Annotated in this window: 24 protein-coding genes; 9 read left to right on the forward strand and 15 right to left on the reverse strand. The window is 56.9% G+C overall.

Annotated elements, in window-relative coordinates:
* The first annotated feature begins 69 nt into the window (after window positions 1-69).
* A complete protein-coding gene (gene uspB, locus MUU51_RS10975; protein ID WP_097163345.1) occupies window positions 70-405 on the forward strand; it encodes a universal stress protein UspB in 336 nt (111 codons plus the stop codon).
* 75 nt (window positions 406-480) lie between these two features.
* Here the strand turns inward: uspB and pitA are convergent, their stop codons facing one another.
* The gene (pitA, locus tag MUU51_RS10980; protein ID WP_159769361.1) at window positions 481-1977 is read right to left on the reverse strand and encodes an inorganic phosphate transporter PitA; all 1497 of its coding nucleotides are present in this window, start codon (window positions 1975-1977) and stop codon (window positions 481-483) included.
* A 231-nt stretch (window positions 1978-2208) separates the two neighbouring features.
* On the opposite strand from pitA, the gene MUU51_RS10985 reads away from it, so the two are divergent.
* Entirely contained in the window at window positions 2209-3402 is a 1194-nt protein-coding gene (locus MUU51_RS10985) for a BaiN/RdsA family NAD(P)/FAD-dependent oxidoreductase (RefSeq protein ID WP_159769364.1), read from the forward strand.
* Window positions 3403-3932: 530 nt separating this feature from the next.
* Here the strand turns inward: MUU51_RS10985 and MUU51_RS10990 are convergent.
* Together MUU51_RS10990 and MUU51_RS10995 are read right to left on the reverse strand one after the other, a co-directional pair.
* Window positions 3933-4478: an NlpC/P60 family protein gene (locus MUU51_RS10990; protein ID WP_258967753.1), complete on the reverse strand. Its 546-nt coding sequence runs from the start codon at window positions 4476-4478 to the stop codon at window positions 3933-3935.
* A gap of 236 nt (window positions 4479-4714) precedes the next feature.
* Window positions 4715-5278 (reverse strand): LuxR C-terminal-related transcriptional regulator, encoded by a 564-nt coding sequence (locus MUU51_RS10995; protein WP_159769367.1) that lies wholly within the window; start codon window positions 5276-5278, stop codon window positions 4715-4717.
* A gap of 826 nt (window positions 5279-6104) precedes the next feature.
* Here MUU51_RS10995 and arnB point away from each other — a divergent pair.
* Genes arnB through arnF form a run of 7 tightly spaced genes read left to right on the forward strand, consistent with a single transcriptional unit; the run spans window position 6105 to window position 13465 of the window.
* Entirely contained in the window at window positions 6105-7244 is a 1140-nt protein-coding gene (gene arnB / locus MUU51_RS11000) for a UDP-4-amino-4-deoxy-L-arabinose aminotransferase (RefSeq protein WP_258967754.1), read from the forward strand.
* Between the two features lies 1 nt (window position 7245).
* A complete protein-coding gene (gene arnC, locus MUU51_RS11005; protein WP_159769785.1) occupies window positions 7246-8226 on the forward strand; it encodes an undecaprenyl-phosphate 4-deoxy-4-formamido-L-arabinose transferase in 981 nt (326 codons plus the stop codon).
* On the forward strand, window positions 8223-10205 hold the full coding sequence (gene arnA, locus MUU51_RS11010; protein ID WP_159769374.1) for a bifunctional UDP-4-amino-4-deoxy-L-arabinose formyltransferase/UDP-glucuronic acid oxidase ArnA: 1983 nt from the start codon (window positions 8223-8225) through the stop codon (window positions 10203-10205). Before arnC ends, arnA begins: the two co-directional genes overlap by 4 nt.
* Window positions 10205-11098 carry a 4-deoxy-4-formamido-L-arabinose-phosphoundecaprenol deformylase gene (arnD, locus tag MUU51_RS11015; protein ID WP_258967816.1) on the forward strand — a complete coding sequence of 298 codons (894 nt, stop codon included), beginning with the start codon at window positions 10205-10207 and terminating at the stop codon, window positions 11096-11098. Before arnA ends, arnD begins: the two co-directional genes overlap by 1 nt.
* Before the next feature lie 5 nt (window positions 11099-11103).
* Window positions 11104-12759: a lipid IV(A) 4-amino-4-deoxy-L-arabinosyltransferase gene (gene arnT / locus MUU51_RS11020; protein ID WP_258967755.1), complete on the forward strand. Its 1656-nt coding sequence runs from the start codon at window positions 11104-11106 to the stop codon at window positions 12757-12759.
* Entirely contained in the window at window positions 12756-13094 is a 339-nt protein-coding gene (gene arnE, locus MUU51_RS11025) for a 4-amino-4-deoxy-L-arabinose-phosphoundecaprenol flippase subunit ArnE (protein WP_159769380.1), read from the forward strand. Before arnT ends, arnE begins: the two co-directional genes overlap by 4 nt.
* Window positions 13094-13465 (forward strand): 4-amino-4-deoxy-L-arabinose-phosphoundecaprenol flippase subunit ArnF, encoded by a 372-nt coding sequence (gene arnF, locus MUU51_RS11030; protein ID WP_159769383.1) that lies wholly within the window; start codon window positions 13094-13096, stop codon window positions 13463-13465. The genes arnE and arnF overlap by 1 nt, the downstream gene beginning before the upstream one ends.
* A gap of 55 nt (window positions 13466-13520) precedes the next feature.
* Here the strand turns inward: arnF and acpT are convergent, their stop codons facing one another.
* The 12 genes from acpT to MUU51_RS11090 are packed head-to-tail and all read right to left on the reverse strand — an operon-like array spanning window position 13521 to window position 24974.
* Window positions 13521-14099: a 4'-phosphopantetheinyl transferase AcpT gene (gene acpT, locus MUU51_RS11035; RefSeq protein WP_159769386.1), complete on the reverse strand. Its 579-nt coding sequence runs from the start codon at window positions 14097-14099 to the stop codon at window positions 13521-13523.
* 2 nt (window positions 14100-14101) lie between these two features.
* The gene (locus MUU51_RS11040) at window positions 14102-15331 is read right to left on the reverse strand and encodes a beta-ketoacyl-ACP synthase (RefSeq protein ID WP_258967756.1); all 1230 of its coding nucleotides are present in this window, start codon (window positions 15329-15331) and stop codon (window positions 14102-14104) included.
* On the reverse strand, window positions 15328-16059 hold the full coding sequence (locus MUU51_RS11045; RefSeq protein ID WP_159769389.1) for a 3-ketoacyl-ACP reductase FabG2: 732 nt from the start codon (window positions 16057-16059) through the stop codon (window positions 15328-15330). Before MUU51_RS11045 ends, MUU51_RS11040 begins: the two co-directional genes overlap by 4 nt.
* Window positions 16056-16532 carry a hotdog family protein gene (locus tag MUU51_RS11050; protein ID WP_258967757.1) on the reverse strand — a complete coding sequence of 159 codons (477 nt, stop codon included), beginning with the start codon at window positions 16530-16532 and terminating at the stop codon, window positions 16056-16058. The genes MUU51_RS11045 and MUU51_RS11050 overlap by 4 nt, the downstream gene beginning before the upstream one ends.
* Window positions 16529-17698, reverse strand: a complete 1170-nt coding sequence (locus MUU51_RS11055; protein WP_258967758.1) for a beta-ketoacyl-[acyl-carrier-protein] synthase family protein — start codon at window positions 17696-17698, stop codon at window positions 16529-16531. The genes MUU51_RS11050 and MUU51_RS11055 overlap by 4 nt, the downstream gene beginning before the upstream one ends.
* 1 nt (window position 17699) lies before the next feature.
* Complete coding sequence (locus MUU51_RS11060) at window positions 17700-18284, reverse strand: DUF3261 domain-containing protein (RefSeq protein ID WP_258967759.1); 585 nt, start codon at window positions 18282-18284, stop codon at window positions 17700-17702.
* Window positions 18281-20605, reverse strand: coding sequence for an MMPL family transporter (locus tag MUU51_RS11065; RefSeq protein ID WP_258967760.1), 2325 nt, complete (start codon window positions 20603-20605; stop codon window positions 18281-18283). Before MUU51_RS11065 ends, MUU51_RS11060 begins: the two co-directional genes overlap by 4 nt.
* Window positions 20574-21179, reverse strand: coding sequence for an outer membrane lipoprotein carrier protein LolA (locus tag MUU51_RS11070; RefSeq protein WP_159769404.1), 606 nt, complete (start codon window positions 21177-21179; stop codon window positions 20574-20576). Before MUU51_RS11070 ends, MUU51_RS11065 begins: the two co-directional genes overlap by 32 nt.
* Window positions 21176-21598 carry an acyl-CoA thioesterase gene (locus MUU51_RS11075; protein ID WP_159769407.1) on the reverse strand — a complete coding sequence of 141 codons (423 nt, stop codon included), beginning with the start codon at window positions 21596-21598 and terminating at the stop codon, window positions 21176-21178. The genes MUU51_RS11070 and MUU51_RS11075 overlap by 4 nt, the downstream gene beginning before the upstream one ends.
* A 3-nt stretch (window positions 21599-21601) precedes the next feature.
* Window positions 21602-23281, reverse strand: coding sequence for a glycosyltransferase family 2 protein (locus tag MUU51_RS11080; RefSeq protein ID WP_258967761.1), 1680 nt, complete (start codon window positions 23279-23281; stop codon window positions 21602-21604).
* Window positions 23272-23625, reverse strand: coding sequence for an ApeI family dehydratase (locus MUU51_RS11085; RefSeq protein ID WP_159769413.1), 354 nt, complete (start codon window positions 23623-23625; stop codon window positions 23272-23274). The genes MUU51_RS11080 and MUU51_RS11085 overlap by 10 nt, the downstream gene beginning before the upstream one ends.
* Window positions 23622-24974 (reverse strand): AMP-binding protein, encoded by a 1353-nt coding sequence (locus MUU51_RS11090; protein WP_258967762.1) that lies wholly within the window; start codon window positions 24972-24974, stop codon window positions 23622-23624. The genes MUU51_RS11085 and MUU51_RS11090 overlap by 4 nt, the downstream gene beginning before the upstream one ends.
* Window positions 24975-24976: the final 2 nt, after the last annotated feature.

A 24976-nucleotide genomic window follows, 5' to 3' on the forward strand; every position in this document is an offset into this window, starting at 1 on the left:
TGTCTGTTGAGTTTCGGGTTGCGGTAGTCCCGGAGGAAGTCTCCGTGGGCCGGTCGCCGGGGAGGAGCTATGGTAAGCACTGTCGCACTGTTTTGGGCTTTGTGTATTGTGTGTGTGGTGAATATGGCGCGCTATTTCTCATCGTTGCGCGCGCTGCTGGTGGTGCTGCGTGGTTGCGATCCTTTACTCTATCAGTATGTGGATGGCGGAGGTTTTTTCACCTCCCACGGTCAGCCTGGAAAACAGGTGCGTCTGGTGTGGTATATCTACGCGCAGCGCTACCGCGATCATCATGATGATGAGTTTATCCGCCGCTGTGAGCGTGTTCGCCGTCAGTTTGTATTAACCAGTGCACTGTGTGGCCTGGTCGTGATCAGCATGATTGCTTTAATGATTTGGCACTGAGTGTTGTTCTGTAAAGTACAGGCATAAAAAAACGGGTCAGTTTCCTGACCCGTTTTTGTCGTGCTTTCAGGCTAATCAGATGAGCTTGAGGCTCAGCCAGTACAGTCCGCCAGAAAGAATAATCGCCGCTGGCAGAGTCAGAACCCACGCCATCAGGATGTTAGTCACGGTTTTGCGCTGCAAGCCGCCACCGTCAACGATCATCGTACCCGCAACGGAGGACGACAGAACGTGTGTGGTGGATACCGGCATCCCGGTGTAACTCGCCAGACCAATCGACACCGCCGCGGTCATCTGCGCTGACATGCCCTGAGCATAGGTCATGCCTTTCTTACCGATTTTTTCGCCGATAGTGGTCGCCACGCGACGCCAGCCGATCATTGTACCAATGCCCAGCGCCAGAGCGACGGCCATGATAATCCAGACTGGAGCGTACTCGATGGTGCTCAGCATATCGGTTTTAAGTTTCTTCAGCAGACGCTGATCGTCGTTGTTGACGTTCGGCAGCTTAGCGACTTTATCGGTGGTATCGGAGATGCACAGCAGGACGCGACGCATCTGGCTGCGCTGCTCAACGCTCAACTTGTCGTAGCTCTCAATGTTCTCCAGCATACCTTTTACGCGGTTTAACGCACTCAGGGTATTCGCCGGATGGCAATGGAACTCAGCAGGCTGGGTAGCGCCAGGCTCCGGAGAGGGGATCAGCGGTTCAGCACTGGTCACTTTTGCCAGCAGATCAGGATGCTGCTGGAAATAGATTTCCACGTTGTTGACCGCATCACGGGTACGGGTGATTTCGTAGCCGGACGCATTCATGTTGACCACGAATCCAGCCGGTGCCACACCAATCAGTACCAGCATCACCAGACCAATGCCTTTCTGACCATCGTTCGCGCCGTGGGAGAATGCCACGCCAATTGCGGAGAGGATCAGGGCAATACGCGTCCAGAATGGCGGCTTTTTCTTACCGTCTTTCTTTTCACGCTCGGCCGGCGTGAGGTGGATACGCGCCTTTTTCTTGGTGTTGCTCCAGTAACGACGCAGCAGGAAAATCAGGCCACCGGCGACAACCAGACCGACGATAGGCGAAATAATCAGTGAACCGAAGATCCCTATGACTTTCGGGATGTTCAGCGCGTCCACCACCGAGGTGCCGGTCATCAGCGCATTGGTTAAACCAATACCGATAATGGCCCCGATCAGGGTGTGAGAGCTTGATGCCGGAAGGCCGAAATACCAGGTACCGAGGTTCCAGATAATCGCTGCCAACAGCATAGAGAAGACCATGGCGAGACCATGAGCAGAGCCCATATTCAGCAGCAAATCCGTTGGCAGCATATGCACAATCGCATAGGCTACGCTCAGACCGCCTAACAGTACGCCAAAGAAGTTGAAAATTGCCGCCATCGCCACCGCTAATTGCGAACGCATTGCGCGGGTGTAGATAACGGTCGCTACTGCGTTTGCGGTGTCGTGGAAGCCATTAATCGCTTCGTAAAACAACACAAATCCCAGAGCAAGCAATAACAAAAGCCCAGTATGCAAATCCAGGCCAGCAAACAAATGTAGCATAGGTACGTTACGCCATTTTGAGGACATGAACGCGGCGCATTATCCAGGACAAACGCAGCGTGGGCAAAGAGAAATATAGACTTTTATTGATATTTGTTCACTGTCGTAAAAATAGCGTCGGTAATTACCCTATATGTTTCAAAGGCATGACCATATATGAAAAAATTCTTACTGGTCGTACCCAATAGGAAAATTTACACTTCCCGACATTCAAAACGAGAGGATAGGCGTGTGGAAAGGTTTGATGCCATTGTTGTCGGCGCAGGCGCGGCGGGAATGTTTTGTGCAGCGCAGGCGGGACAAGCGGGGGCGCGAGTGCTGCTTCTGGATAACGGCAAAAAGCCGGGCCGCAAGATTTTAATGTCCGGCGGCGGGCGCTGTAACTTCACCAATATGTACGTGGAACCCACGGCATACCTCAGTCAGAACCCTCATTTCTGCAAATCGGCGCTGGCCCGCTACACCCAATGGGACTTCATCGAACTGGTCGGAAAGTACGGTATTGCATGGCATGAGAAAACCCTCGGCCAGCTGTTCTGTGACGATTCCGCCCAGCAGATTGTCGATATGCTGGTGGCGGAATGTGAAAAGGGCAACGTTACCACGCGGCTGCGCACCGAGATTATTAGCGTCGAACGTGACGATGACGGCTACACCTTGCTGCTGAACGGCGACACGGTGACCGCGAAAAAGCTGGTGATCGCCAGCGGCGGGCTGTCGATGCCGGGCCTGGGCGCATCGCCGTTCGGCTATAAAATTGCCGAGCAGTTTGGGCTTAACGTCCTGCCGACGCGTGCGGGTCTGGTGCCGTTTACGCTGCACAAACCGCTGCTGGAACAACTGCAGGTGCTTTCCGGCGTTTCTGTGCCTGCGGTAATCACCGCGGATGACGGCACCGTTTTCCGCGAAAGTTTGCTGTTCACCCATCGCGGCTTGTCCGGCCCGGCGGTACTGCAAATTTCCAGCTACTGGCAGTCGGGAGAGTTTGTCAGCATTAACCTGCTGCCGGAGTGTGACCTCGAGGTATTCCTCGACGAACAGCGCAATGCACACCCGAACCAAACCCTGAAAAATACACTGGCGATGCAGTTACCAAAACGACTGGTGGAGTGTCTGCAACTGCTGGGGCAAATCCCGGACGTGCAGCTCAAGCAACTGAACAGCAAAGATCAGCAACAGCTGGTGGACACGCTTACTCGCTGGCGCGTACAGCCCAACGGCACCGAAGGATATCGTACTGCTGAAGTGACGCTGGGCGGGGTCGATACCAACGAACTGTCTTCGCGCACCATGGAAGCCCGCAAAGCGCCGGGGCTGTATTTCATCGGCGAAGTGATGGACGTCACCGGCTGGCTCGGCGGCTACAACTTCCAGTGGGCCTGGGCCTCAGCGTGGGCGTGTGCGCAGGCGCTGGTTGAAGCGTAAATCGTGGTGAATCACGTTAACAGGGAATAACCAAACCGCACAAAATAATTCCCTGTTTTTAACGTGGGAATGTAATATGTCAAACTCTTTTAACAGCGCCTGGATGCAGACACAGAGAGCACATGAACATTTACGCGGTTGTTATAAGTACCTTTGCGGTGAAACTCTTGTTCTCGTTTGTCATCTATAAGAAAAACAAACACGTTTTCAAACGAATGAGTCTACCTTCAAAAGGCGCAGTGATTGGCGGTGGATGGCTTGCCACCTACGGTCTCCTGCACCTGATTAACGAAGTTATCTGAGTCAAAATTGTTTTAGAAAAGAGCCAGCGTCGTGCTGGCTCTTTTTTATCGTTCTTCAGCCAATTTCCAGAAACGCCTGCGCAGTTTTGACGTAGATAATCAGCCCCGTGCCGTCCATCAGGCCGCAAATCAGCTGGCCCGTATCCGCTTCCTGTCATCTTATATTTGTACAGAAGCCTCGCCATAACGAGACCGTTAAAATGAGTCTGGTTGAGACTGTATTTATAATTATCTCATTACCGGATCGGGAAGAACCTGGCGCACCGCCAGTAAATGATGGTTCCAGTATGGGCTGGTTAACTGTGAAATGGTGACGCCTTTGCGTCGGGAGGCGTGAATAAAACGATTATCGCCAATATAAATCCCCACATGTCGCTGCACACGTCCGGTTTTGAAGAACACCAGGTCGCCAATATGCGGCGTGCCACGTCGGGCTTTCTTGCCTCTGCGCATCTGTTCGCCGGTGGTTCGCGGTAGTTTAATGGCGAACGCTTCCTGATAAAGACGACGGGTAAGGGCCGAGCAGTCAATCGCTCTGTGCGAGTTTGCGCCCAGACGATAGCGCGTACCTTTCCAGTGTTGGTACTCGCTCATCAGGCGTTTGCGGCGCTTCACATTACCGGTGGCTTTGGTCGACTTAATGGCTACGGGTTTCGAAGGGTGCGGATGACGATGATGGACGTGACGATGATGAGAGTGACGAACGCGGGCGGCCTGCGCAGTGCAGTGAAAAGTAAACAGAAAACACATCAGTAAGGCCAGGCGCAGGGACATAATTGCTATCTAATCGTCTATCATAAATTGAACAAAAAATACTACAGGCGATTGATGCTACGTTTTTTAGTGGCGTTGAGCAATGCGAAAGCAAAAATTCGTTATTTTGAGCGTAAAACTGATCTCAATCATTTTTAGCGGTAAAGCGACAGCTCCTCATTACCGGTTATTTGCGAAAACGGAGGGGGCCGGGGAGAAAAATTCTCCCGGCGAAGGCGTGTAAATATCTCGAGCTATCAGGATTGCTGTGACAATAGACCGTGCAGATGTGAACCGTTGCTGCGTGAAATAGCCGTTTTGATGCGTAACATCGCCAGTGTATTTTTCGATTTCATCCGCAATTTATGCTGGATATTAACCCGGTGGCCGCTGGCCGTTTTCTGTGAAATATCCAGTTCACGGGCGATTTTCACGTTCTGCAAATGGAATACATCGAGGATGTCCAGTTCACGCTGGGTGAGGACATTCTGACGTGGTTTCGGGAAGTAGCGCACGATTTTCTGGATATAGTGCGGTGAACACTCCATTGAAGAGAACACTACGTCACCAATCTTAAAGCAGTGATCTTTAATGATATCCTGCATCAGTACCATGTACTTAAGACTCAGCGTATTGACCTTTTTAATGAAGTAATCGCGCAGGAACAGATTTTCAATTCCTACGACCAGATAGTTGGTCGGATTATAAGACTGCAAATACACATCAATATCACGCTTACAGGTAATCTGATGTGAATCGAATACTTGCGATTCGATACCTGCGCACAGGTAATAGTTATCACTAACGTAGCTAATGTTCATAATAGAAAGGTATTCCTGATCGGTATTTGAGAGAAAAGAAAAACAAGGACTGTTGTGTTTAATTTTAAATTTTCGGTCGCCTGTTTATCGGCCTAGACAGTATGGTTATTACCCTGCTGATGTAAACGCAAATAATGTTAAATGTCTTTTTTTAGACATTAAAGATAATAAATAACCATTTGTTTTATATTGAATTGTCGTTTTGTGAGCGGACCAGGGAAAAATATTAAGTTACATGTGTGCGGCGTTCTGCGTAGAAATCCGTAAAAATGAACAGAGAATTTTCTGATGTCGAGGGGAATATCGTGCCTCAGTTCCTGAGGCCTTAGCATGATGTTTCCCTCCATTGAGGCAAAAAAAGGAAACTGCGGGGGCGGTGTTTAAACGCCTTAGAGGCTGATCTCCCATTCAGGAACGTTAATCTGCGTTCCTGTCTCACAAACATCTGCCAAAGCATCATGCGGTATATTTAAAAAATGTGAGTAAGTTCATTCTCCTTCGCAGATTAATATATTTTTCGTTTACCTTTTGTTGATGTTTTAGCGTCGGTTACCCCTCGAAACGTCATTACACACAGATGAATCGAAGTGATTTAGGGTAAAAACATCTTTTTTCATAACCATTTGAAATTAAATGGGTTGTTTTTTATTTTCAGCGCATTTTCTATTCTTAAGATTATCCTAATGTAATCGGTATAAATTTAATTGTGTTGAGCTGGCGTTTATCAAATCGCAGTTTTTGACCCTATTTATTATTACTTCGTTTAACTCTGCGAGTGCAGGATGGTTTTTTGTTTTAAGCACAACGTTCAGGGTAAGGATAATCAATGAGTGAATTTTTACCTTTCTCACGCCCATCGATGGGGGATGAGGAGTTTAACGTGCTGAAAGAAGTGTTGCAGTCTGGCTGGATAACCACCGGGCCCAAAAATGCACAGCTTGAAGACGCGTTCTGCACTCTGACCGGCAACCGCCACGCCATTGCCGTGAGTTCCGCCACCGGCGGGATGCACGTCACTCTGATGGCGCTCGGCATGGGTCCTGGTGACGAAGTAATCACCCCGTCGCAAACCTGGGTTTCCACGCTCAACATGATTGAGCTGCTCGGCGCGACGCCGGTGATGATCGATATTGATCACGATACGCTGATGGTCACCCCAGAAGCGGTCGCCGCGGCCATCACACCGCGCACCAAAGCGATTATTCCCGTTCACTACGCGGGCGCACCGTTCGATATCGACGGTATTTATGCAGTTGCTGAACAGCACGGCATTCCGGTTATCGAAGATGCGGCCCACGCGGCAGGCACGCTGTACAAAGGTCAGCACGTTGGCGGCAAAGGCACGGCGATTTTCTCCTTCCACGCGATCAAAAACATGACCTGCGCCGAAGGAGGCTTAGTCGTCACCGATAACGACGCGCTGGCTCAGCGTATTCGTAGCCTCAAATTCCACGGTCTGGGCGTCGATGCTTATGACCGCCAAACCCACGGCCGCGCACCGCAGGCAGAAGTAATTTCCCCTGGATTCAAATACAACCTGGCGGATATCAACGCGGCGCTGGCGCTGGTTCAGCTCGGAAAACTGCCGCAGGCTAACCAGCGTCGGAGCGAAATTGCACAACGCTATTTAACCGAACTGGCCGCTACGCCGTTCCAGCCGCTGGCAATCCCCGCCTGGCCGCATCTGCATGCCTGGCATCTGTTCATCATTCGCGTGGATGAAACCCGCTGTGGCATTAGCCGTGATGGCCTGATGGAACAGCTCAAGGCTCAGGGCATCGGCACCGGGCTGCATTTCCGCGCCGCTCACACGCAAAAGTATTACCGCGAACGCTATCCGCATATCTCCTTGCCGAACACGGAGTGGAACAGCGCACGCATTTGTTCTCTGCCTCTTTTCCCGGATATGACTCATGACGACACAACCCGCGTCATTTCTGCGCTCCATCAGCTCGCAGGATATTGATATGTTTGATGTGCCGAAGATACAAAAGGTCTCGGTGGTTATTCCTGTTTATAACGAGCAGGAGAGTTTGACGGAGCTGATGCGCCGCACTGATGCCGCCTGCGCCACGCTAAACCGTGATTACGAAATCCTGTTGGTCGATGACGGTAGCAGCGACGACTCCGCTCGCATGTTGTGCCTGGCTGCCGAAGCGCCGGGCAGCCATATCGTGGCGGTGCTGTTGAACCGTAACTACGGCCAGCATTCGGCAATCATGGCGGGCTTCAGCCACGTCACCGGCGACCTGATCATTACCCTCGACGCCGACTTGCAAAACCCGCCGGAAGAAATTCCGCGCCTGGTGGATAAAGCCGACGAAGGCTACGACGTCGTCGGCACCGTGCGCCAGAACCGTCAGGACAGCATTTTCCGCAAAACCGCGTCGAAGATGATTAACCGTCTGATCCAGCGCACCACTGGCAAAGCGATGGGTGACTACGGCTGCATGCTGCGCGCTTATCGCCGTCATATCGTCGACGCGATGCTGAACTGCCATGAGCGCAGTACCTTTATCCCGATCCTTGCCAATACCTTTGCGCGCCGTGCGGTGGAGATCCCGGTACTGCATGCCGAGCGTGAGTTTGGCGACTCCAAATACAGCTTTATGCGCCTGATTAACCTGATGTACGACCTGGTGACCTGTCTGACCACCACGCCGCTGCGTCTGTTGAGCGTGGTCGGCAGCGTGATTGCGCTCTCCGGTTTCGCTTTCGCTATTCTGCTGGTGATTTTACGTCTCGCCTTCGGCGCGGAATGGGCTGGCGATGGCCTGTTCCTGCTGTTCGCCGTCCTGTTTATGTTTATCGGCGCGCAGTTCGTCGGAATGGGACTTCTCGGGGAGTATATCGGGCGCATCTATAACGATGTGCGTGCTCGTCCCCGCTACTTTATTCAACGTGTTGTTCGCCAGGAAAGCCTGGTAGAAGAGGAAAATCGCTCATGAAAGCTGTTGTATTCGCCTATCACGATATGGGTTGCACGGGTATTCAGGCCCTGCTTGACGCCGGATATGACATTGCGGCCATCTTTACGCACCCGGATAACCCCGGTGAAAATCACTTCTTCGGCTCCGTCGCGCGTCTGGCAGCCGAGCAGGGGATTGCCGTTTATGCCCCGGAAGATGTTAACCATCCGCTGTGGGTCGAGCGTATCCGTGCCCTCGCGCCGGACATGATTTTCTCCTTCTACTATCGCAACCTGCTCAGTGACACTATCGTCAGCACCGCGAAACACGGCGCCTTCAACCTACACGGTTCCCTGCTGCCGCAGTATCGCGGTCGCGCACCGCTGAACTGGGTGCTGGTTAACGGCGAAAAAGAGACTGGTGTGACCCTGCACCGTATGGTGAAACGCGCGGATGCGGGCAATATCGTCGCGCAGCAGAACGTCGAGATTGCCGATACTGACGTGGCCCTGACCCTGCACCGCAAACTCTGCACCGCAGCCCAGTCGCTGCTGCGGGACGCCCTGCCGCAGATTGCGAACGGCAGGATCGCCGAAGCCGTTCAGGACGAAAGCCAGGCCACTTATGTCGGCCGCCGCACGCCGGATGACGGGCGTCTGAACTGGGAACAGTCCGCAGAATCGCTGCACAACCTGGTGCGCGCGGTGTCTGATCCGTGGCCAGGCGCGTTTGGCTTTGTTGGCACCAACAAATTTATCGTCTGGAAATCCCGCGTGCGTCACGACGTCGCGGCGGCGAAGCCGGGCACCGTGATGTCTGTCTCCCCGCTGATTGTGGCCTGCAGTAACGGTGCGCTGGAAATTATCACCGGCCAGACCGACAACGGCGTCTACATGCAGGGCGCACAGCTGGCGCAGTCTCTGGGCCTGGTGACCCGCGCGCTGCTGTCGAGCAAACCGTTTGTGGCGGTTAAACGCCGCACCCGCGTGCTGATCCTCGGCGTGAATGGCTTCATCGGTAACCACCTGACCGAACGCCTGCTGGCGGACGATAACTACGAAATTTACGGCCTGGATATCGGCTCTGACGCCATCAGCCGTTTCCTCGATTGCCCGCGTTTCCACTTCGTTGAAGGCGATATCAGCATCCACTCCGAGTGGATCGAATATCACATCAAGAAATGTGACGTGGTGCTGCCGCTGGTCGCCATTGCCACGCCAATTGAATACACCCGTAACCCGCTGCGTGTGTTCGAACTCGATTTCGAAGAGAACCTGAAAATAATCCGCGACTGTGTGAAGTACAACAAGCGCATCATCTTCCCGTCCACCTCCGAAGTGTATGGTATGTGTACCGACAACAACTTCGACGAAGACGCGTCTAATCTGGTTGTCGGCCCCATCAACAAACAGCGCTGGATCTACTCCGTTTCCAAACAGCTTCTCGACCGTGTGATTTGGGCTTACGGCGACAAAGAAGGGTTGAAATTCACCCTGTTCCGTCCGTTCAACTGGATGGGACCACGGCTGGATAACCTGAATGCCGCGCGTATCGGCAGCTCACGCGCCATCACCCAGCTTATCCTCAACCTGGTGGAAGGTTCGCCGATTAAGCTCATCGAAGGCGGAAAGCAGAAACGTTGCTTTACCGATATCAGCGACGGGATCGAAGCGCTGTTCCGCATCATTGAGAACAAAGACGGGCGCTGCGACGGGCAGATTATCAACATTGGTAACCCGGAAAACGAAGCGAGCATCAAAGAGCTGGCTGAACTGCTGCTCGACTGTTTCGACCGTCACCCACTGCGTCACCAGTTCCCTCCGTTTGCGGGTTTCCGCGAAGTAGAGAGCAGCGATTACTATGGCAAAGGTTATCAGGACGTTGAGCACCGCAAGCCGAGTATTCGCAACGCCAAACGTTGCCTCGACTGGCAGCCAACGGTGGAAATGCAGCAAACGGTAGAGCAGACTCTGGACTTCTTCCTGCGCACCGTTGAGTTAACGGAAACCCAAAAATGATGAGAAAGGTTGGCTTACGCGTTGATGTGGATACCTTTCGCGGCACTCGCGATGGCGTACCCCGCCTGCTGGAAATCCTTCAGCGGCACGACATTCAGGCCAGCTTCTTTTTCAGCGTCGGGCCGGACAACATGGGGCGTCATTTGTGGCGCTTGTTGAAGCCGAAATTCCTGTGGAAAATGCTGCGCTCGCGCGCGGCATCGCTGTATGGCTGGGATATCCTGCTGGCGGGCACCGCATGGCCGGGGAAAATCATCGGTGCGGCGAACGCGGACGTCATGCGTGCCACGGCGAAAGCGCATGAAGTCGGGCTACACGCCTGGGATCATCATCGCTGGCAGCTGTGGAGCGGCGTCTGGAGCGACGCGCAGCTGGAGCAGGAAATTGGCCGCGGTTTGCAGGCGCTGGAAGCGATTATCGACGCGACCGTCACCTGTTCAGCCGTCGCCGGCTGGCGGGCAGATGCGCGGGTGGTCAACGCCAAAGAAGGCTTCGAGTTTCTCTACAACAGCGACTGTCGCGGCACGCGTCCATTCCTGCCGATTCTGGATAATGGCAAGACGGGTACGGTGCAAATCCCGGTCACGTTACCGACCTGGGACGAAGCGGTGGGCAGCAGCGTCAGTACAGAAGGCTTCAATGACTGGCTGATTGAGCGCATCCACAAAGACAGCGGTGTGCCGGTTTACACCATTCATGCAGAAGTGGAAGGCATCATGGGCGCAGAACAATTTGAAAGCCTGATACGGCAAGCGGCACAAGAGGGCATCACGTTTTGCCCGCTGAGCCAGCTGTTGCCGGAGGATTTTAGTACGCTACCAAAAGGGAACGTGGTGCGAGGCAAACTGGCAGGCCGAGAGGGCTGGCTGGGACAAGAACAATTATTGGTTTAAGGTCTATGAAATCCTTACGTTTAAGCGCATCACTGCTGTTTTTATTCGCGCTGTATTATGTGGTTCCCCTGAATTTCCGCCTGTTGTGGCAGCCGGATGAGACCCGTTACGCGGAAATCAGCCGCGAAATGCTGGCTTCCGGTGACTGGATTGTGCCGCACTTCCTCGGCCTGCGTTACTTCGAAAAACCGATTGCCGGTTACTGGATCAACAGCATCGGCCAGTGGCTCTTTGGTCATACCCATTTTGCTGTGCGCTTTGGCGTGGTCTTCTCCACCGCCTGTACTGCGCTGCTGGTGGCGTGGCTGGCGTGGAAACTCTGGCAGGACAAACGCACCGCGGTACTGTCTGCCGTCATCTTCATGACTGCCTTTCTGGTATACGGCATCGGTACTTACGCAGTGCTCGATCCGATGATTTCCCTGTGGTTGATGCTCGCCATGTGCAGCTTCTGGGGAGCGTCTCAGGCGCAAACCCACGGCGGCAAACTCGGCGGCTACGTGCTGCTGGGCATCGCCTGTGGCATGGGGGTCATGACCAAAGGTTTCCTTGCGCTGGCGGTACCGGTCATCGGCATACTGCCGTGGGTGATTGTGGAAAAACGCTGGAAAGAGGTGCTGCTGTGGGGTTGGGTGGCGGTGCTGGTGTGTATTCTCACGGTGCTGCCGTGGGGGCTGTCTATCGCCCAGCGCGAACCGGATTTCTGGCGCTACTTCTTCTGGGTCGAACACGTCCAGCGTTTTGCTCAGAGTGATGCGCAGCACAAAGCCCCGTTCTGGTACTACATTCCGTTCCTGATTGCGGGCAGCCTGCCGTGGTTGGCGCTGTTGCCCGGTGCGCTGAAAACGGGCTGGAAAGAACCCGATTCGCAGCGCAGCACCTTCTATCTGCTGGGCTGGATTGTGATGCCGTTTTTGTTCTTCAGCATCGCCAAAGGCAAGCTGCCGACCTACATTCTGCCGTGCTTTGCGCCACTGGCGATACTGATGGCGCGCTATGCGCTGGACGCGGCCGACAGAGGAGCGAAAGCGCTGCGCTACAACGGTCTCATCAACATCACTTTCGGCCTGGTTGGGCTGGTGGCGGTGCTGGTAGTGTCACCGTGGGGTCTGCTGTCGCAGCCGGTGTGGAACACTATCGAGCTGTATAAGTGCCTGCTGGCGGCGGTGGCGTTTGCCGCCTGGGCGCTGGTTGGCTGGCTGTCGATTCGTGACGGCGTGCAGCGCTGGGCGCTGGCCGCCTGTTGTCCGCTGGCACTGGCGTTACTGATTGGCTTTGCCATTCCTGACCGCGTTATCGACAGCAAACAGCCGCAGTTCATCACCGATATCGTCAGCGACCAACTGGTGCCGAGCCGTTACGTGCTCACCAACAGCGTCGGCGTAGCCGCCGGGCTGGCGTGGGAGCTTAATCGCAGCGACGTGATCATGTTCGGCCAGCAGGGTGAGCTGAAATACGGTCTGGCGTATCCGGATGCGAAAGCGCGTTACCTCGACAAAGATGATTTCGAAAGCTGGCTGGCGACGCATCGTTCTCAAGGGCCGGTGTCGCTGGTGCTACAGTTGAACAAAGGCCAGAAACTTGAGGAGCTGGGATTGCCGAAAGCCGATAACGTCTACGAGATGAGCCGGATGGTCTTCGTGCAGTATCTGCCGCAATGACAACCGCGCTATCTCTGCTGCTGGCGAGCCTCCTGAGCTGTGCCGGGCAGCTATGCCAGAAGCAGGCCGCCCACGCCTCACCGTCCGGTCGGCGTGGGCGGCACATCGTGTTATGGCTGGGCCTGGCGCTGCTGGCGCTTGGCAGCGGCATGACGCTGTGGCTGGTGGTTTTGCAGCGCTTACCTGTCGGTATTGCCTATCCGATGCTGAGCCTGAATTTTGTCTGGGTGACGCTGGCGGCGAAGTTTATCTGGCAGGAGCCGGTCTCGCGCCGTCACTGGCTCGGCGTGGGGCTGATCATTCTGGGCATTCTGGTGCTGGGAGGCAGCCGCTGATGGGGATTATCTGGGCGTTGATGAGTGTGATTCTGGTCAGCGCAGCGCAGCTGCTGTTGCGCAGTGCGATGCTGACGCTGCCTGCGGTGAGCGATATCGGCACGCTGCTGTGGAATGTAGTGCATTTCCAGCCGGGGACGGGCGCGCTGTTGCTCGGGCTGGGCGGCTATCTGGCATCGATGGTGTGCTGGTTCTTTGCGCTTAAACGTTTACCGTTGGCGAAGGCGTATGCGCTGTTGAGCTTGAGTTATATCTCAGTCTGGGCAGCGGCGTTGCTATTGCAGAATGACGCATTTTCCTGGCAAGGACTGGCGGGGGTCGTGCTAGTGATGGCCGGGGTGATGACGATTTTTGCGCCGCAACGGCGGTAATTATTTTCCCCTCATCCAGACCCTCAGGGAAGAGGCCTGAGTGAGGGGAATGGCCCTACGCCACCCACTCAATCATCTGCGTTGAAACGCTAAACGGTGTCGGCGTACACACTGCCAGGCTCAGACCGTCAGATTGCAAATCACTCACGTGCAGGTGCAGCGGCGCGGTGCTGTCGTGGCTGACAATCTGCCACGCGCTGCCGCCGCGCTGTTTTACCATCGCTTCCTTTCGCGTCCAGATCCGCCAGAACGCCGCCAGGCGATGCTCCTCTGCTTCCCGCTCAACTTCGAGATGCTCATTGCTGGTAAACGTGGCATTCGCCAGCTGTTGCCACTGCGGACGCGGGCGCAGCGCTTCGATATCACAGCCCACTTCGCCTTCGTCACTCAGTAGCAGGGCGATGTTGTCACCGCTGTGGCTGAGGTTAAACCACAGCGCATGGTTATCGTCAAACCCCGGTTTACCCTGCTCGCCAAAGCGAATCTCCGGCAACGGCGAAACGGCGTGGCACAGCAGCGCACGCCCGGCAATCCAGGCGCTGCGGCGCTTTCCGTCTGGCGCGCATTCCGCGAGCGCCGGCGGCAGTGTCGCCGTACTTAGGGTCGAAATCTTTCCGAGGAACAGCCGATACATCTTTACTCCCAGCGTTTGATGACAATCGAGGTATTGATCCCGCCGAAGGCGAAGTTATTGCTCTGCAAAAACTCACAATCAATAGCCCGTGACTCTCCCATAATATAGTCCAGGGAGCCACATAGTTCGTCAGGTTGTTGCAGGTTAAGCGTTGGCGCGAACCAGCCTTCACGCATCATTTGCAGGCTCATCCACGCTTCCAGTGTGCCGCACGCCCCGAGCGTATGGCCGAAATAACTCTTCAGCGACGAAATAGGCGTTTTGTTACCGAACACCGCGGCGGTGGCCTGACTTTCGGCGATATCGCCGCGATCGGTCGCCGTACCGTGCGCTGAAATATAGCCGATATCTGATGGCGCAAGGCCTGCCTGACGCAGCGATTGTTCCATGCAAACCTGCATCGTTTCACGCTGCGGCTGGGTGATGTGGGCCGCATCGCAGTTGGTGGCGAAACCAACAATCTCACCAAAGATAGTCGCGCCGCGTGCTTTGGCGTGCTCAAGTTCTTCCAGCACCAACGTGCCCGCGCCTTCACCGATAACCAGTCCGTCACGGTTCACATCGAACGGCGACGGCGTAGTGCCCGGGGCGTCGTTGCGCTGGCTGGTGGCGAACAGCGTATCAAACACCGCCGCTTCCGACGGACACAGTTCTTCCGCGCCGCCAGCGACCATCACCGTTTGATAACCGTGGCGAATGGCTTCGTATGCATAACCGATGGCCTGGCTGCCGGAGGTACAGGCGCTGGACGTGGGGATCACGCGTCCGCGCAGGCCGAAGAACAGGCCGGTGTTGACCGCGGTGGTGTGCGGCATCATCTGCACGTAGGTGGTGCCGGTGATGTTGTTGGTGTGTTTTTCGGTCAGCATGGTGGCGAACTCACTCACCGGGCCGGTGCTGCCGGTGGACGAGCCGTAGGCAATCCCGGTTTCGCCGTTGGTCAGCACCGGGTTTTCCAGCAGTCCGGCTTGTTCCAGGGCCAGTTCGCTGGCGCGGGTCGACATCAGTGACACGCGACCCATCGCGCGAATGCGCTTGCGGGTGTAGTGCGCAGGTAGCGAGAAATCATCAATCGGCGCGCCGAGCAGGGTGTGTAGCCCATCATAAATCTGCCACTCCGGCATTTTACGCACCGCATTCTGATAGCCGCGCAGGCGTTCGGACACGCTCTGCCAGTTCTCGCCAAACGCGGTCACGCCGCCCATGCCGGTAATGACCACGCGACGGGTCATAACATGCCTCCATTGATGGAAATCACCTGGCGGGTAACGTAGCCCGCGATATCGGACATCAGGTAGCTGGCGAGCCCGGCGACTTCATCGGCCTGGCCCATGCGTTTCATTGGGATAATGCTCATGGCCTCTTTCTGCGCCGTCTCTTCCATGTCGATCATCCCGGTATCAATCAGCCCCGGTGCGATGCAGTTGACGGTGATTTTGCGTTTTGCCAGCTCGATCGCCAGCGCTTTGGTGGCGCCGATTATCCCGGCTTTCGCCGCGCTGTAGTTGACCTGACCGCGGTTGCCCATCAGTCCGGAAACGGAGGACAGCGTAATGACGCGTCCGCCCGCTCGCAGCCCAATCATCGGCATAATGCACGGCTGAATGACGTTGTAGAAGCTGTCGAGATTGGTGTGAATCACGCTGTCCCAGTCGTCGTCGCTCAGCGCCGGGAACGCGCCGTCACGGGCGATACCCGCGTTGCTGACCACGCCGTACCATGCGCCGTGCTGTTCGATATCCGCTGCCAGCACTTCGCGACACTGTTCGCGATTACCGACGTCAAACTGCAACAGGCGGCCTGCGCCACCGGCGTTTTCAATGGCGTTCAGGGTGTCCTGCGCGCCTTGCTCATCGCGGAGATAATGCACGCCAACGGTAAACCCGTCGGCCGCCAGTTTGAGCGCAATCGCGCGGCCAATACCCTTGCTGGCCCCAGTGACCAGAACTGAACGACTCATGATGACGACCCTTGTTGAAAAAGCGTGGTTAATTCTTCTGTTGTCGGTTGAAAGGTGTTCACGCGCCCGGTGGCGAGCGTCTCGCCATTAGCGGTAATCGTGCACTCAAAGCTGCCGAACCGTTCGTCCTGCATCAGCAACGAGACGGTGATATCCAGCACGCTGTCGGCGTGAAATTCGCCGGAAACACATTTCAGTTCACGTGCGCCAAGCACCATGCCGAGCGTGATTTGCGCTTCGCCTTTTTGCTGACGGTGCCAGCCGGACCAGACGCCAACGGTCTGCGCCATCAGTTCCAGCGCGTACCAGCCCGGCAGTTTGCCGCGGGCATCGAGGAATGGGGCGAGCACGCCCGTGCGGCTAACGGTTACCTGACAAACGGCCTGTTCGTCGGTGACATTTTTTACCGTTTCCAGCAGCAGCATCGGCGCGTTGTGCGGCAGGTAGTGGCCTGGCGTTAAATAGTGGCTCATGCCGTTCTCCCGAGCAGAATGCTGGCGTTGTTGCCGCCAAAGGCGAAGGAATTAGATAAAATGACCGGGCGTATTAGCGGCTGCTGCGTGGTGAGTAGACCGCAGGCGGGCAGCGTCGGGTCAACCGGCGCGTGGCTGAAATCCTGTGGCGGAAGCGGCAGATTGCGGGTGAGGATAAGCCAGCTCAGCGCCGCTTCGGTAATGCCCGCCGCGCCGAGAGTATGTCCGGTCAGATGTTTGGTGGAACTGCACGGCACGCTCTCGCCAAACAGTGCGTTCACCACCTGGGATTCCACCTGATCGTTGAGCGGCGTGGCGGTGCCATGCAAATTGATATAGCCCACGTCCTGCGGCGACAGCCCGGCGTCATTCAGCGCCTGCTGAATCGCGCGGATAGCGCCTTCCCCTTGTGGATGTGGGGCAGAAATATGGTGTGCGTCGCTGGATTCGCCGACGCCGAGCAGTGCAATCGGCTGCGGTTCGCGGGTCAGAAGCATCAGCGCCGCACCTTCGCCAATGGTAATGCCGCAGCGGTCACGGCCAAACGGCTGGCAAAGGGGGAGGGAAAGGGATTCCAGACTGTTGAAGCCGTTTACCGGCATCCGGCTCAGGGTATCGGCTCCGCCGACAATTGCCACGTCGACCAGCCCGGCGTCAATCAGACGGCGGCCGCTGATCATCGCGCGAGCGCTGGAAGAGCAGGCGGTAGAAAGCGTGTAGGCCGGGCCTTCGAGCTGCAGCCAGTTGCGCAGAAAACGCGACGGATCGCCCAGCTCCTGTTGGCTGTAGCGCCAATCGGGGCTCGCTTTGCCGTTCAGTTTCAGATTGGAGTGGTTATCACCTTCATCAAGCCCGGACGTGCTGGTACCCATGATTACCGCCACCCGATCGCGGCCGAAGCGGGATATCGCCTCATCAACCTGCGGCTGAATCTGTTCGAGGGCCGCCAGCAACAGCTGATTATTACGGGAACGGTGTCCGACAAACGCTTCGGGGATCGATGGCAACTCACCGTCCACACCGCCAAGTACGGCGGCCTCCTCGCCCTGCAACCAGCCTTCACGTGGGCGCATACCTGGCGCTACGCCTGCGCGCAGGTTGGCGGCAATGTCATCCGGCGTCCGGCCCAGTGCGTTAATCATTCCTGAGGCAGTAATGTAGATCATCTCAGTCGCCCAGATATTGAATGGTGATGTGGTAGTTGAACACGTGCTGTTCGATGCTGATGGGCTGGCGCTGGCCTTTGCGCTGCAGGTAGGTGATTTCCGTCACCAGTTTGCCCTGAGCATTGCGAAGCTCACGTTTATCACCGTTGTCGGTGAGCGTCCAGCCTTTCGGCAACTGCGGCGTCCACGCGCTGATCGGCCAGTGGCTCAGCATTACGTCGGCCAGCACCTGGCTTGCCGGTGGCAGCTGTGGCACCACGATCGACTGCTCGGTATGAATGCCTTTCTTGTCATAGGTCACGAGGAACAGGCGAATGCCAACTGACGACAGCCCCGCGAGGGTCAGTTTTTTATCATCGGCGTTGAGCATCACCAGCAACGACTGGGATTTTCCGTTAAAGCTGCCGGTTAACAACTGCTGCGCGCTGACCGCCGGGGTAATGCCCGGCGACGGGAGCGTAATTTGCGTGCCCGGTTGCAGCCACGCCTGCGGGCGACCGCTTTCATCCTGCGCAGAATGGCTACAGCCGGCGAGGGCCAGCACCGCCGCGAGGGCGAGGCCATGCCAGAAGGTGCGTATCATCATTTTCGTTTTCTCTCTTTCTTGCCCGGCATCGCCAGCGGCGACAGCAGAAACGCGGTAAAGATGCCACTGACCAGCACGATGCCAAAGCTGCTGATGGCCTGAGTGGCGCTGAAAACCAGCATTCCGAGGGTCAATAACGTGGTTATCATCGCCAGCGTGATTGCCAGCAGCGAGGTGAGCGGCGTGCCACGCGGGTTGCTGAAAAACAGGGTGTAATTGATGCCGATACCCAGCACAAGCACCAGTGCCAGCAATGAGAACAGGTTCACCGCATGGCCGCTGAGCGACAGCACCGCCAGGCCGCAGCCGAGCGATAACACCGACGGCACCAGGCTTATCAGCCCTTTGCGCCAGCCGAGTCGAAGCATCGCGCCGATGGCGATAATCACCAGTGCCACGCCGAGCAAGGCGGTTAAAATTGTGCGATACAGGGCGAACAGCCGGTCAAACGAGGCTTTGCGATCGTTCCACGCCACGCCGTCGGTGTGCTCTGCCAGTTGCTGAAGTGCGGCGCTGTTTTTTACACCGTCGACCGGGACCAGCACACCGCTGCGCCCGTCGGGCAGCGTCAGCCACAGCAGACGCCAGCCTTCACTGGCCGGGCTTTTCAGCCATGCATCAACGCTGACCGGCATTGGGTTCAGATCCGGCGTTACCGTTTTGAGTCCGGCGGTTTGCAGGGCGTTCACCACCGCGGGCGATGCCTGTTTTAGCAGCTGTAAATCCTGCTGCTGGCGCTTAAGTGAATTGAGCGGCAGGGTGCGGAACTGGGCGAAATGGCCCGCTTTTTGCGCTTTTTCAAGTTGCGGAACGAACGCTTCCAGCCGTTCCAGCGTTTGCTGGGCGGAATCGCCGTACACCACAAACCATTTTTGATCGACGCTCTGCCCGGTCAGGGCGGTGATCTGTTTTTCCTGCGCCAGCAGGTGCTGCGGCAGCGCTTGCAGCTGGGAAATATCGTCGTCCACGCGCAGGTTGGCGAGGCCCGCCAGGGCAAACAGCGCCAGCGCCAGCGGCAGGCCAACGGCGAGTTTTTTATTGCGACGCCAGGCCGCCAGCCAGCGCAGCATCAGGGTCATCAGCGGTACCGGACGCACCGGCAGGCCGCGGCACAACCACGGATGCCAGAAAATCACTGTCAGACATGAAGCGCTCAGTCCGGCGGCGGCAAATACCGCCATCTGACGAATGCCGGGGAACGGGGCCAGCATCATCAGCAGATAGGCCGCGACGGTGGTGAGCAATGCCAGCAGCAGCGTGCTGCGCACTTTAACCAGGCTTTGCCACGGCGTAGACGCATTTCCGTGGACCATCCGCTCGGTCAGGTAATAGAGCGTGTAATCCGCCGAAATGCCGATGATGCTCATGCTCATCACCAATGTCATCAGGTGCAGTTCACCGAACAGCAGCAGCGTGGCGACGGTGCCTGCCAGCGCGCCAATGCCGACGGAAAGCAGGCACAGAAACAGCGGACGAATCGAGCGGAATACCAGCACAATCAGCAGAATAACGCCGAGCACGGTGGCCACGCCGAGGGTCGATACGTCCTGTTTGGCCTGCTGGCTGGCGTAATCGCTGTAGAACATCGTGCCGCGCGACAGCAGCTGCGCCTGCGGGAATTGGGATTTCAGTTGAGTTTCCAGCGCCGCCAGTTCAGTGACGCGCTGGTGGGTTTGCTGCATATCGAACGAAGATCCGTTCAGCTCGCCGTGCAGCAGATACCAGTAGTTGCCCGCGTGGTCCTGCGCGACCAGCCAGCCGTCCATCAGCCGCAGCTTTTGTCCGTTCTGCGCCAGCGCCAGCTGGGAGCCGCGCATCAGCATCAGCGGATCGTTGTTCAGCTCTTTGCCGCTAACGCCGGAAAACGCTGAGTAGAGTTGCGATAAAATCCACTGCGCCTGCGCTTCACCCCCCTGTTGTAAACGGCTGCGGGTGGCGCTGTCGATAGTCGCGTTGCGGTGCTGGAAGAAGAAGGTGCCCCACGCCTGTTGGCTGTTGGCATCCATCTGGCCTTTCACGTCGCGTAGCGCGCCGGACTGCGCCAATAGCGCCTGCCAGCGGTTAGCCACCGTCGGGTCGGCGGTTTTACCGGGGCTGACCAGCCACACCAGCTGCTGGTCGAGACGCTGCATAAAACCGTCGCTTAGCGCAGGCGGGATAGCGCCCATACTTTGCGAAGGCAGCATCGCCAGCACGCTGCTGTTCAGGCGCGCGCGCGGCAACAGCAGCGCCAGCGCGGTCAGCAGAATTAGGCACAGCGCCAGCCAACCCCACGCCGCTCGGCGGGCGCTATTGGGCGGCGAAGCGTTGACGTTCATCATCGGTCAAAGTGGCCGGAGTCAGGCGCTGGTTACTCAACGTGATATCAGTGCGATCGCCCTGCTTATCGTTGAGTTGGATAGTGTTCAGGTACGTTGCCCCGCCCAAATCGATGGAGGTGAAAATCTTATCCAGCGGCGTGGTGATTGGCGTTAGCTTCAGCGTCCAGCTGTTGTTGCCTTTGTCCTGGAAATCAATGCGGAAGTTTTGCTCCAGCACTTTGCGATCGGCCTGGAATAGCGCGCGCAGCAGATGGTTAAACTGGAACATCTGTGGATTGTTATCAGCGGTAATGGTCTGCGGCGGCTGGCCGTTGACGATTTGCACCATTCGCGAATCGTTGAGCATCAGCTGCATCGGGAACGGCGAGGTTTGATCCCACAGCAGGCCGGTATCGCGCGCAATCAGCATTTCGCCCTGCGAGCGCAGCGGCTGCGGCATCTCTTTGATGGTACGCGTCTGGTCGAAGTGCGCGCGCACCAGCGGCTGTTCGGTGAAGCGCTGCTGCAAATCATCGAGGGTGATGGCGTGCGCCAGCGGGGCCAGCAGCAAGACAACAAGAGGCCACAGTTTCATGCGCTGACTCCCATGCGTTCGAATAACACCGCTGGACTGACGAAGCACAACTCTTTGGTTTTCTCTTCCACGGCGACCTGAATGGTGTAGCCAGTGGTTGTGCGCTTACCGGTGGTGGCATCGACAATTTCATAGCCGATACGCAGACGGTTTTCGTATTCTTCCAGCTTCGCGCGCACGCGAATGGTTTGCTCGAAGGTCACCACGTCGCGGTACTTCACGCGGGTATCGACCACCGGCCAGACGTAGCCGGACTCCTTCATCTGGCGATAGCCGTAATCAAACTGGCTGAGCAGCGCTTCGCGGGCGATTTCGAAATAGCGGAAGTAGTTGCCGTGCCACACCACGCCCATCATATCGACGTCGTGAAACGGCACGGTGATTTCAACTTCGGTGGTAAAGCGGGGATCGTTGAGCACCCTTTACTCCTTCTCAGTCGTATCCGGCAGACGCCAGAAATCAAAAAAGTTAAACCAGTCGAGGGGCGACAGCAGAGCGTAATGCTCCAGCCGCTGCGCGTAACGGTCGACGGTATTCTGTAACGCCTGCTGGCGTTCGCCGCGCGGTAACACCAGCGGGTCGGCGAACGGTTCGCAGTGCACGTGCAATTTGCCCTGCTGTTTGAGGGCGAAAATCATCAGCACTGGGCATTTCAGCACCGAGGCCAGAATAAATGGCCCCTGCGGGAACGGTGCGGGCGAGCCCATAAACTCGCTCCAGATAACCCGCCAGTCGCCGCCGCGCTGCGGATTCACCGCAATGCGATCGCCGACGATCGCCACCCATTCACCCCTTTCGAGTTTCTCTTTCAGCAGCATCGCGGTGTCCGGGCCGATATTGGTGACGGAAATAAGATTGATGCCCGACTGTGGGGCGTTCTCTTCCATCACCTGCTTAAAACGTTGGGCGTTATCGTTAAACACCAGCGCGTTTATGGTGCGGGTGGAAAGTGCACGACAGGCTTCGACATCGCCCAGATGCGAGGCCAGTAGCAGCTTGCCCTGCGGCGCGGACATATCCAGCGCCTCCTGTGCGCCGGGTGCAAACACGATATCGCGGCCCGGTTTTAGTTCTCCGCGCCAGCTGGCGATCTTGTCGAGGAGAGCATGGCCGAAGCCCATAAAATGCTGGAAGCTATTAAAGCGTTCCGGCTGCGGCAGATTGCGCGCTGAAAGCTCGTGTTTGGCGCGGACAATCCACTGCTGTGAGGCGCGTCGCGGTTCGCGGGCGGTCAGCCAGAAAACGGCAATCACCGGCCACAGCAGTAGCGAAAATGCGCCGCGCCCGAACGTTTTCCACACCCAGATCATCAGCCGCATCCCCCACAGGCCTTTGGCCTCCGGCTGTTTCGCCCAATGTTGGCGACGGCGGCGGAAAAGCAGGGACGGAATGCGCGGCAACATGCCGAAGAACAAGCGGGTGTGCATCCACGAGATGCGCAGATTGTCTTTCAGGGCGTCGAAATGGGACAGGCCGTCCTGCGGATAGGTCACGCGGGTCGGCACAAAATAGCTGGTGTTGCCCTGCCAGTAGAGACGCACCATCACTTCGGTGTCGAAGTCCATGCGTTTGCCGAGCGCTACCTGCTTCGCGAGTTGCAGCGTCGGTTCAATCGGATACACGCGAAAGCCGCACATGCTGTCTTTGAGCTGGAGAGACAACGTCTCAATCCACACCCAGACGTGGGTGACGTAGCGTCCGTATAAGCGTGAACGCGGGACGGAATCGTCATAAATCGGTCGCCCGGAAATGAGCGCGTCGGGGTGTTTTTCGGCGAGAGACAGCAGCCCGGGAATGTCTTCGATGGCGTGCTGACCGTCGGCGTCCACCTGCACCGCGTGGCTAAAGCCTGCGCGCTGCGCTTCTTCCAGACCACGAATCACCGCCGCCCCTTTGCCTGAATTTTCCGCCAGGCGTACCAGCGTCAGGTGTTCGTGCGTTTCTGCCAGCGCGTTGAGCGCCTCGCGGGTGGCGTCATCGCTGCCGTCATCTACCACAATGCATGGCATCGCAAACGCAGACAGCCGGTCGAGCACGCTCGCCATCATCGCGCCGTGGTTGTAGCAGGGGATCAGAATGCAGGGCGAGAAAGCTACTGACATAACCGGATCTTGCCGCTGCTGGCGGTGTGGCGCGCCTCGCCGTCGTGGCGTTGGTAGCTGAACGCCAGTAGCTGTTTGTCAGCCTGCCAGCTCATTTCCAGCGTGACCGTGGTTTCTGGCAACAGCGGGGCCTGAAACTTCACGTTCTGGATGCTGTGAAAACGATAACCGGGGGCCAGCAGGGTGGTGGCGTAGTGCATTACCCAGTCAAGCTGCGCCACGCCGGGCAGCAGCGGCTGTACGTCGAAGTGGCCCTGAAACCAGAACAGTTCCGGGTCGAGGTGCAAAATGATCGACAGCGCCTGCGGTTGTGTCTGCTGGCGTTCAATTTCACGAGGTTTCATGAAAATAGCTCCTGCAATTGTGCGTAGACACGCTTGTTCATGCTGTTGACCGGGATTTCGTCGAGCACCCGCCAGTAGCGCGGCACGGAAACTGGCTCCAGCCAGGGCAGCAGCGCGCGACGCCAGGCCAGCTCCTGTGCTTTTCCGCCAGTCGCCTGCCATTGCAGGCGGGCACGTTCGGTGAGCACCAGCACCACGCCAATGCCCTGACGGCCACCGCGTGAAACGGGGAGCGCGGCGGCATCGACAATGCCTTCCAGCGCCAGCAGGCGTTTTTCCACTTCGCTCAGGGAAACGCGTTTTTCTTCAATTTTAACCACCCGACCGCGACGTCCCGCCAGGCGGAAACCGTCATCGACCAGTTCGATCATATCGTCGAGCAGCAGGCCTTCGGGGTCATTAAGCAACGGCGAAATCACTCGCCACTCTTCGCCTTCGGCACGCAGCGTCACACTTGGGAAAAGCTGCCACGATGTGCTGTTATCGATGCGCTGACGCCAGGCCATGATCCCAGTTTCGGTGCTGCCGTAGATTTCATCCGGCCAGACCTTGAACCATTCTTGTGTCTCTTTCGCTTCTCGCCACGGCAGCATACCGCCTGCGGAGAGGATCATGTCGACGGGCGGCGGCGTGAGTTTCGCGTCCAGACGCTTGAGAAACGCCGGGCTGCTGATAAACACGTAGCGATGCTCAGGGTCCAGCGCGCTCAGTTGTTCAGCGTAGTAGAGCATGGCGGCGTGCAGCGGCAGCCCGCAGGCCATCGGCAAGAAGATACGGAACGTCAGGCCATAAAGATGCTGTGGTACGACTGACGCCACAAACCGGCAGCCTTCGAAGCGCTGTTCGAAACGGGTGTGCAGCATTCTCGCTTCTTCATCGAGTAGCGCGATGGGCTTGATGATTTTTTTCGGCTGGCCGGTGGAGCCGGAAGTAAAGAGTTCAACAACGCTGTCGGCGGCGACGGGCGGGAGCGTGATATCACCCGCGTGAGAGGCATTTTCGCCAGCGCTGACGATTATCTGCGGGCCATCGCAATCCAGCTGCGTTTCACTCAGGATGCCGTCGAATAAATCCTGCTGTTCGTTCAGTAGCGAGGCGCGGCAGTGGCCAGGGATCACCGGGATTTTCCCCGCATGCAGCGTCGCCAGCAGCGACACAATAAACAGATAGCTGTTTTCGAAACACAGCGCCCAGCGCTGACCGGGCTGTGCCTGTAACGACTGCGTCAGCTGCGCGACGTCGTGGCGCAATTCGCCAAGCTGCCATTGTCGTGACCCAAGCCAGGCAATGCAGGTGTCGTCAGGGCGCGTTGGACTCAGCCACTGTGACAGCGGAAGGGGGTGTTTCATGG

The organism is Scandinavium manionii (assembly GCF_024764775.1).
Taxonomy (GTDB): domain Bacteria; phylum Pseudomonadota; class Gammaproteobacteria; order Enterobacterales; family Enterobacteriaceae; genus Scandinavium; species Scandinavium manionii.

Coding starts and splice junctions, on each gene's coding strand:
- uspB (WP_097163345.1), top strand. CDS start 70: ATGGTAAGCACTGTCGCACTGTTTTGGGCTTTGTGTATTGTGTGTGTG.
- pitA (WP_159769361.1), bottom strand. CDS start 1,977: ATGCTACATTTGTTTGCTGGCCTGGATTTGCATACTGGGCTTTTGTTA.
- MUU51_RS10990 (WP_258967753.1), bottom strand. CDS start 4,478: ATGTCCCTGCGCCTGGCCTTACTGATGTGTTTTCTGTTTACTTTTCAC.
- MUU51_RS10995 (WP_159769367.1), bottom strand. CDS start 5,278: ATGAACATTAGCTACGTTAGTGATAACTATTACCTGTGCGCAGGTATC.
- arnB (WP_258967754.1), top strand. CDS start 6,105: ATGAGTGAATTTTTACCTTTCTCACGCCCATCGATGGGGGATGAGGAG.
- arnC (WP_159769785.1), top strand. CDS start 7,246: ATGTTTGATGTGCCGAAGATACAAAAGGTCTCGGTGGTTATTCCTGTT.
- arnA (WP_159769374.1), top strand. CDS start 8,223: ATGAAAGCTGTTGTATTCGCCTATCACGATATGGGTTGCACGGGTATT.
- arnD (WP_258967816.1), top strand. CDS start 10,205: ATGAGAAAGGTTGGCTTACGCGTTGATGTGGATACCTTTCGCGGCACT.
- arnT (WP_258967755.1), top strand. CDS start 11,104: ATGAAATCCTTACGTTTAAGCGCATCACTGCTGTTTTTATTCGCGCTG.
- arnE (WP_159769380.1), top strand. CDS start 12,756: ATGACAACCGCGCTATCTCTGCTGCTGGCGAGCCTCCTGAGCTGTGCC.
- arnF (WP_159769383.1), top strand. CDS start 13,094: ATGGGGATTATCTGGGCGTTGATGAGTGTGATTCTGGTCAGCGCAGCG.
- acpT (WP_159769386.1), bottom strand. CDS start 14,099: ATGTATCGGCTGTTCCTCGGAAAGATTTCGACCCTAAGTACGGCGACA.
- MUU51_RS11040 (WP_258967756.1), bottom strand. CDS start 15,331: ATGACCCGTCGCGTGGTCATTACCGGCATGGGCGGCGTGACCGCGTTT.
- MUU51_RS11045 (WP_159769389.1), bottom strand. CDS start 16,059: ATGAGTCGTTCAGTTCTGGTCACTGGGGCCAGCAAGGGTATTGGCCGC.
- MUU51_RS11050 (WP_258967757.1), bottom strand. CDS start 16,532: ATGAGCCACTATTTAACGCCAGGCCACTACCTGCCGCACAACGCGCCG.
- MUU51_RS11055 (WP_258967758.1), bottom strand. CDS start 17,698: ATGATCTACATTACTGCCTCAGGAATGATTAACGCACTGGGCCGGACG.
- MUU51_RS11060 (WP_258967759.1), bottom strand. CDS start 18,284: ATGATGATACGCACCTTCTGGCATGGCCTCGCCCTCGCGGCGGTGCTG.
- MUU51_RS11065 (WP_258967760.1), bottom strand. CDS start 20,605: ATGATGAACGTCAACGCTTCGCCGCCCAATAGCGCCCGCCGAGCGGCG.
- MUU51_RS11070 (WP_159769404.1), bottom strand. CDS start 21,179: ATGAAACTGTGGCCTCTTGTTGTCTTGCTGCTGGCCCCGCTGGCGCAC.
- MUU51_RS11080 (WP_258967761.1), bottom strand. CDS start 23,281: ATGTCAGTAGCTTTCTCGCCCTGCATTCTGATCCCCTGCTACAACCAC.
- MUU51_RS11085 (WP_159769413.1), bottom strand. CDS start 23,625: ATGAAACCTCGTGAAATTGAACGCCAGCAGACACAACCGCAGGCGCTG.
- MUU51_RS11090 (WP_258967762.1), bottom strand. CDS start 24,974: ATGAAACACCCCCTTCCGCTGTCACAGTGGCTGAGTCCAACGCGCCCT.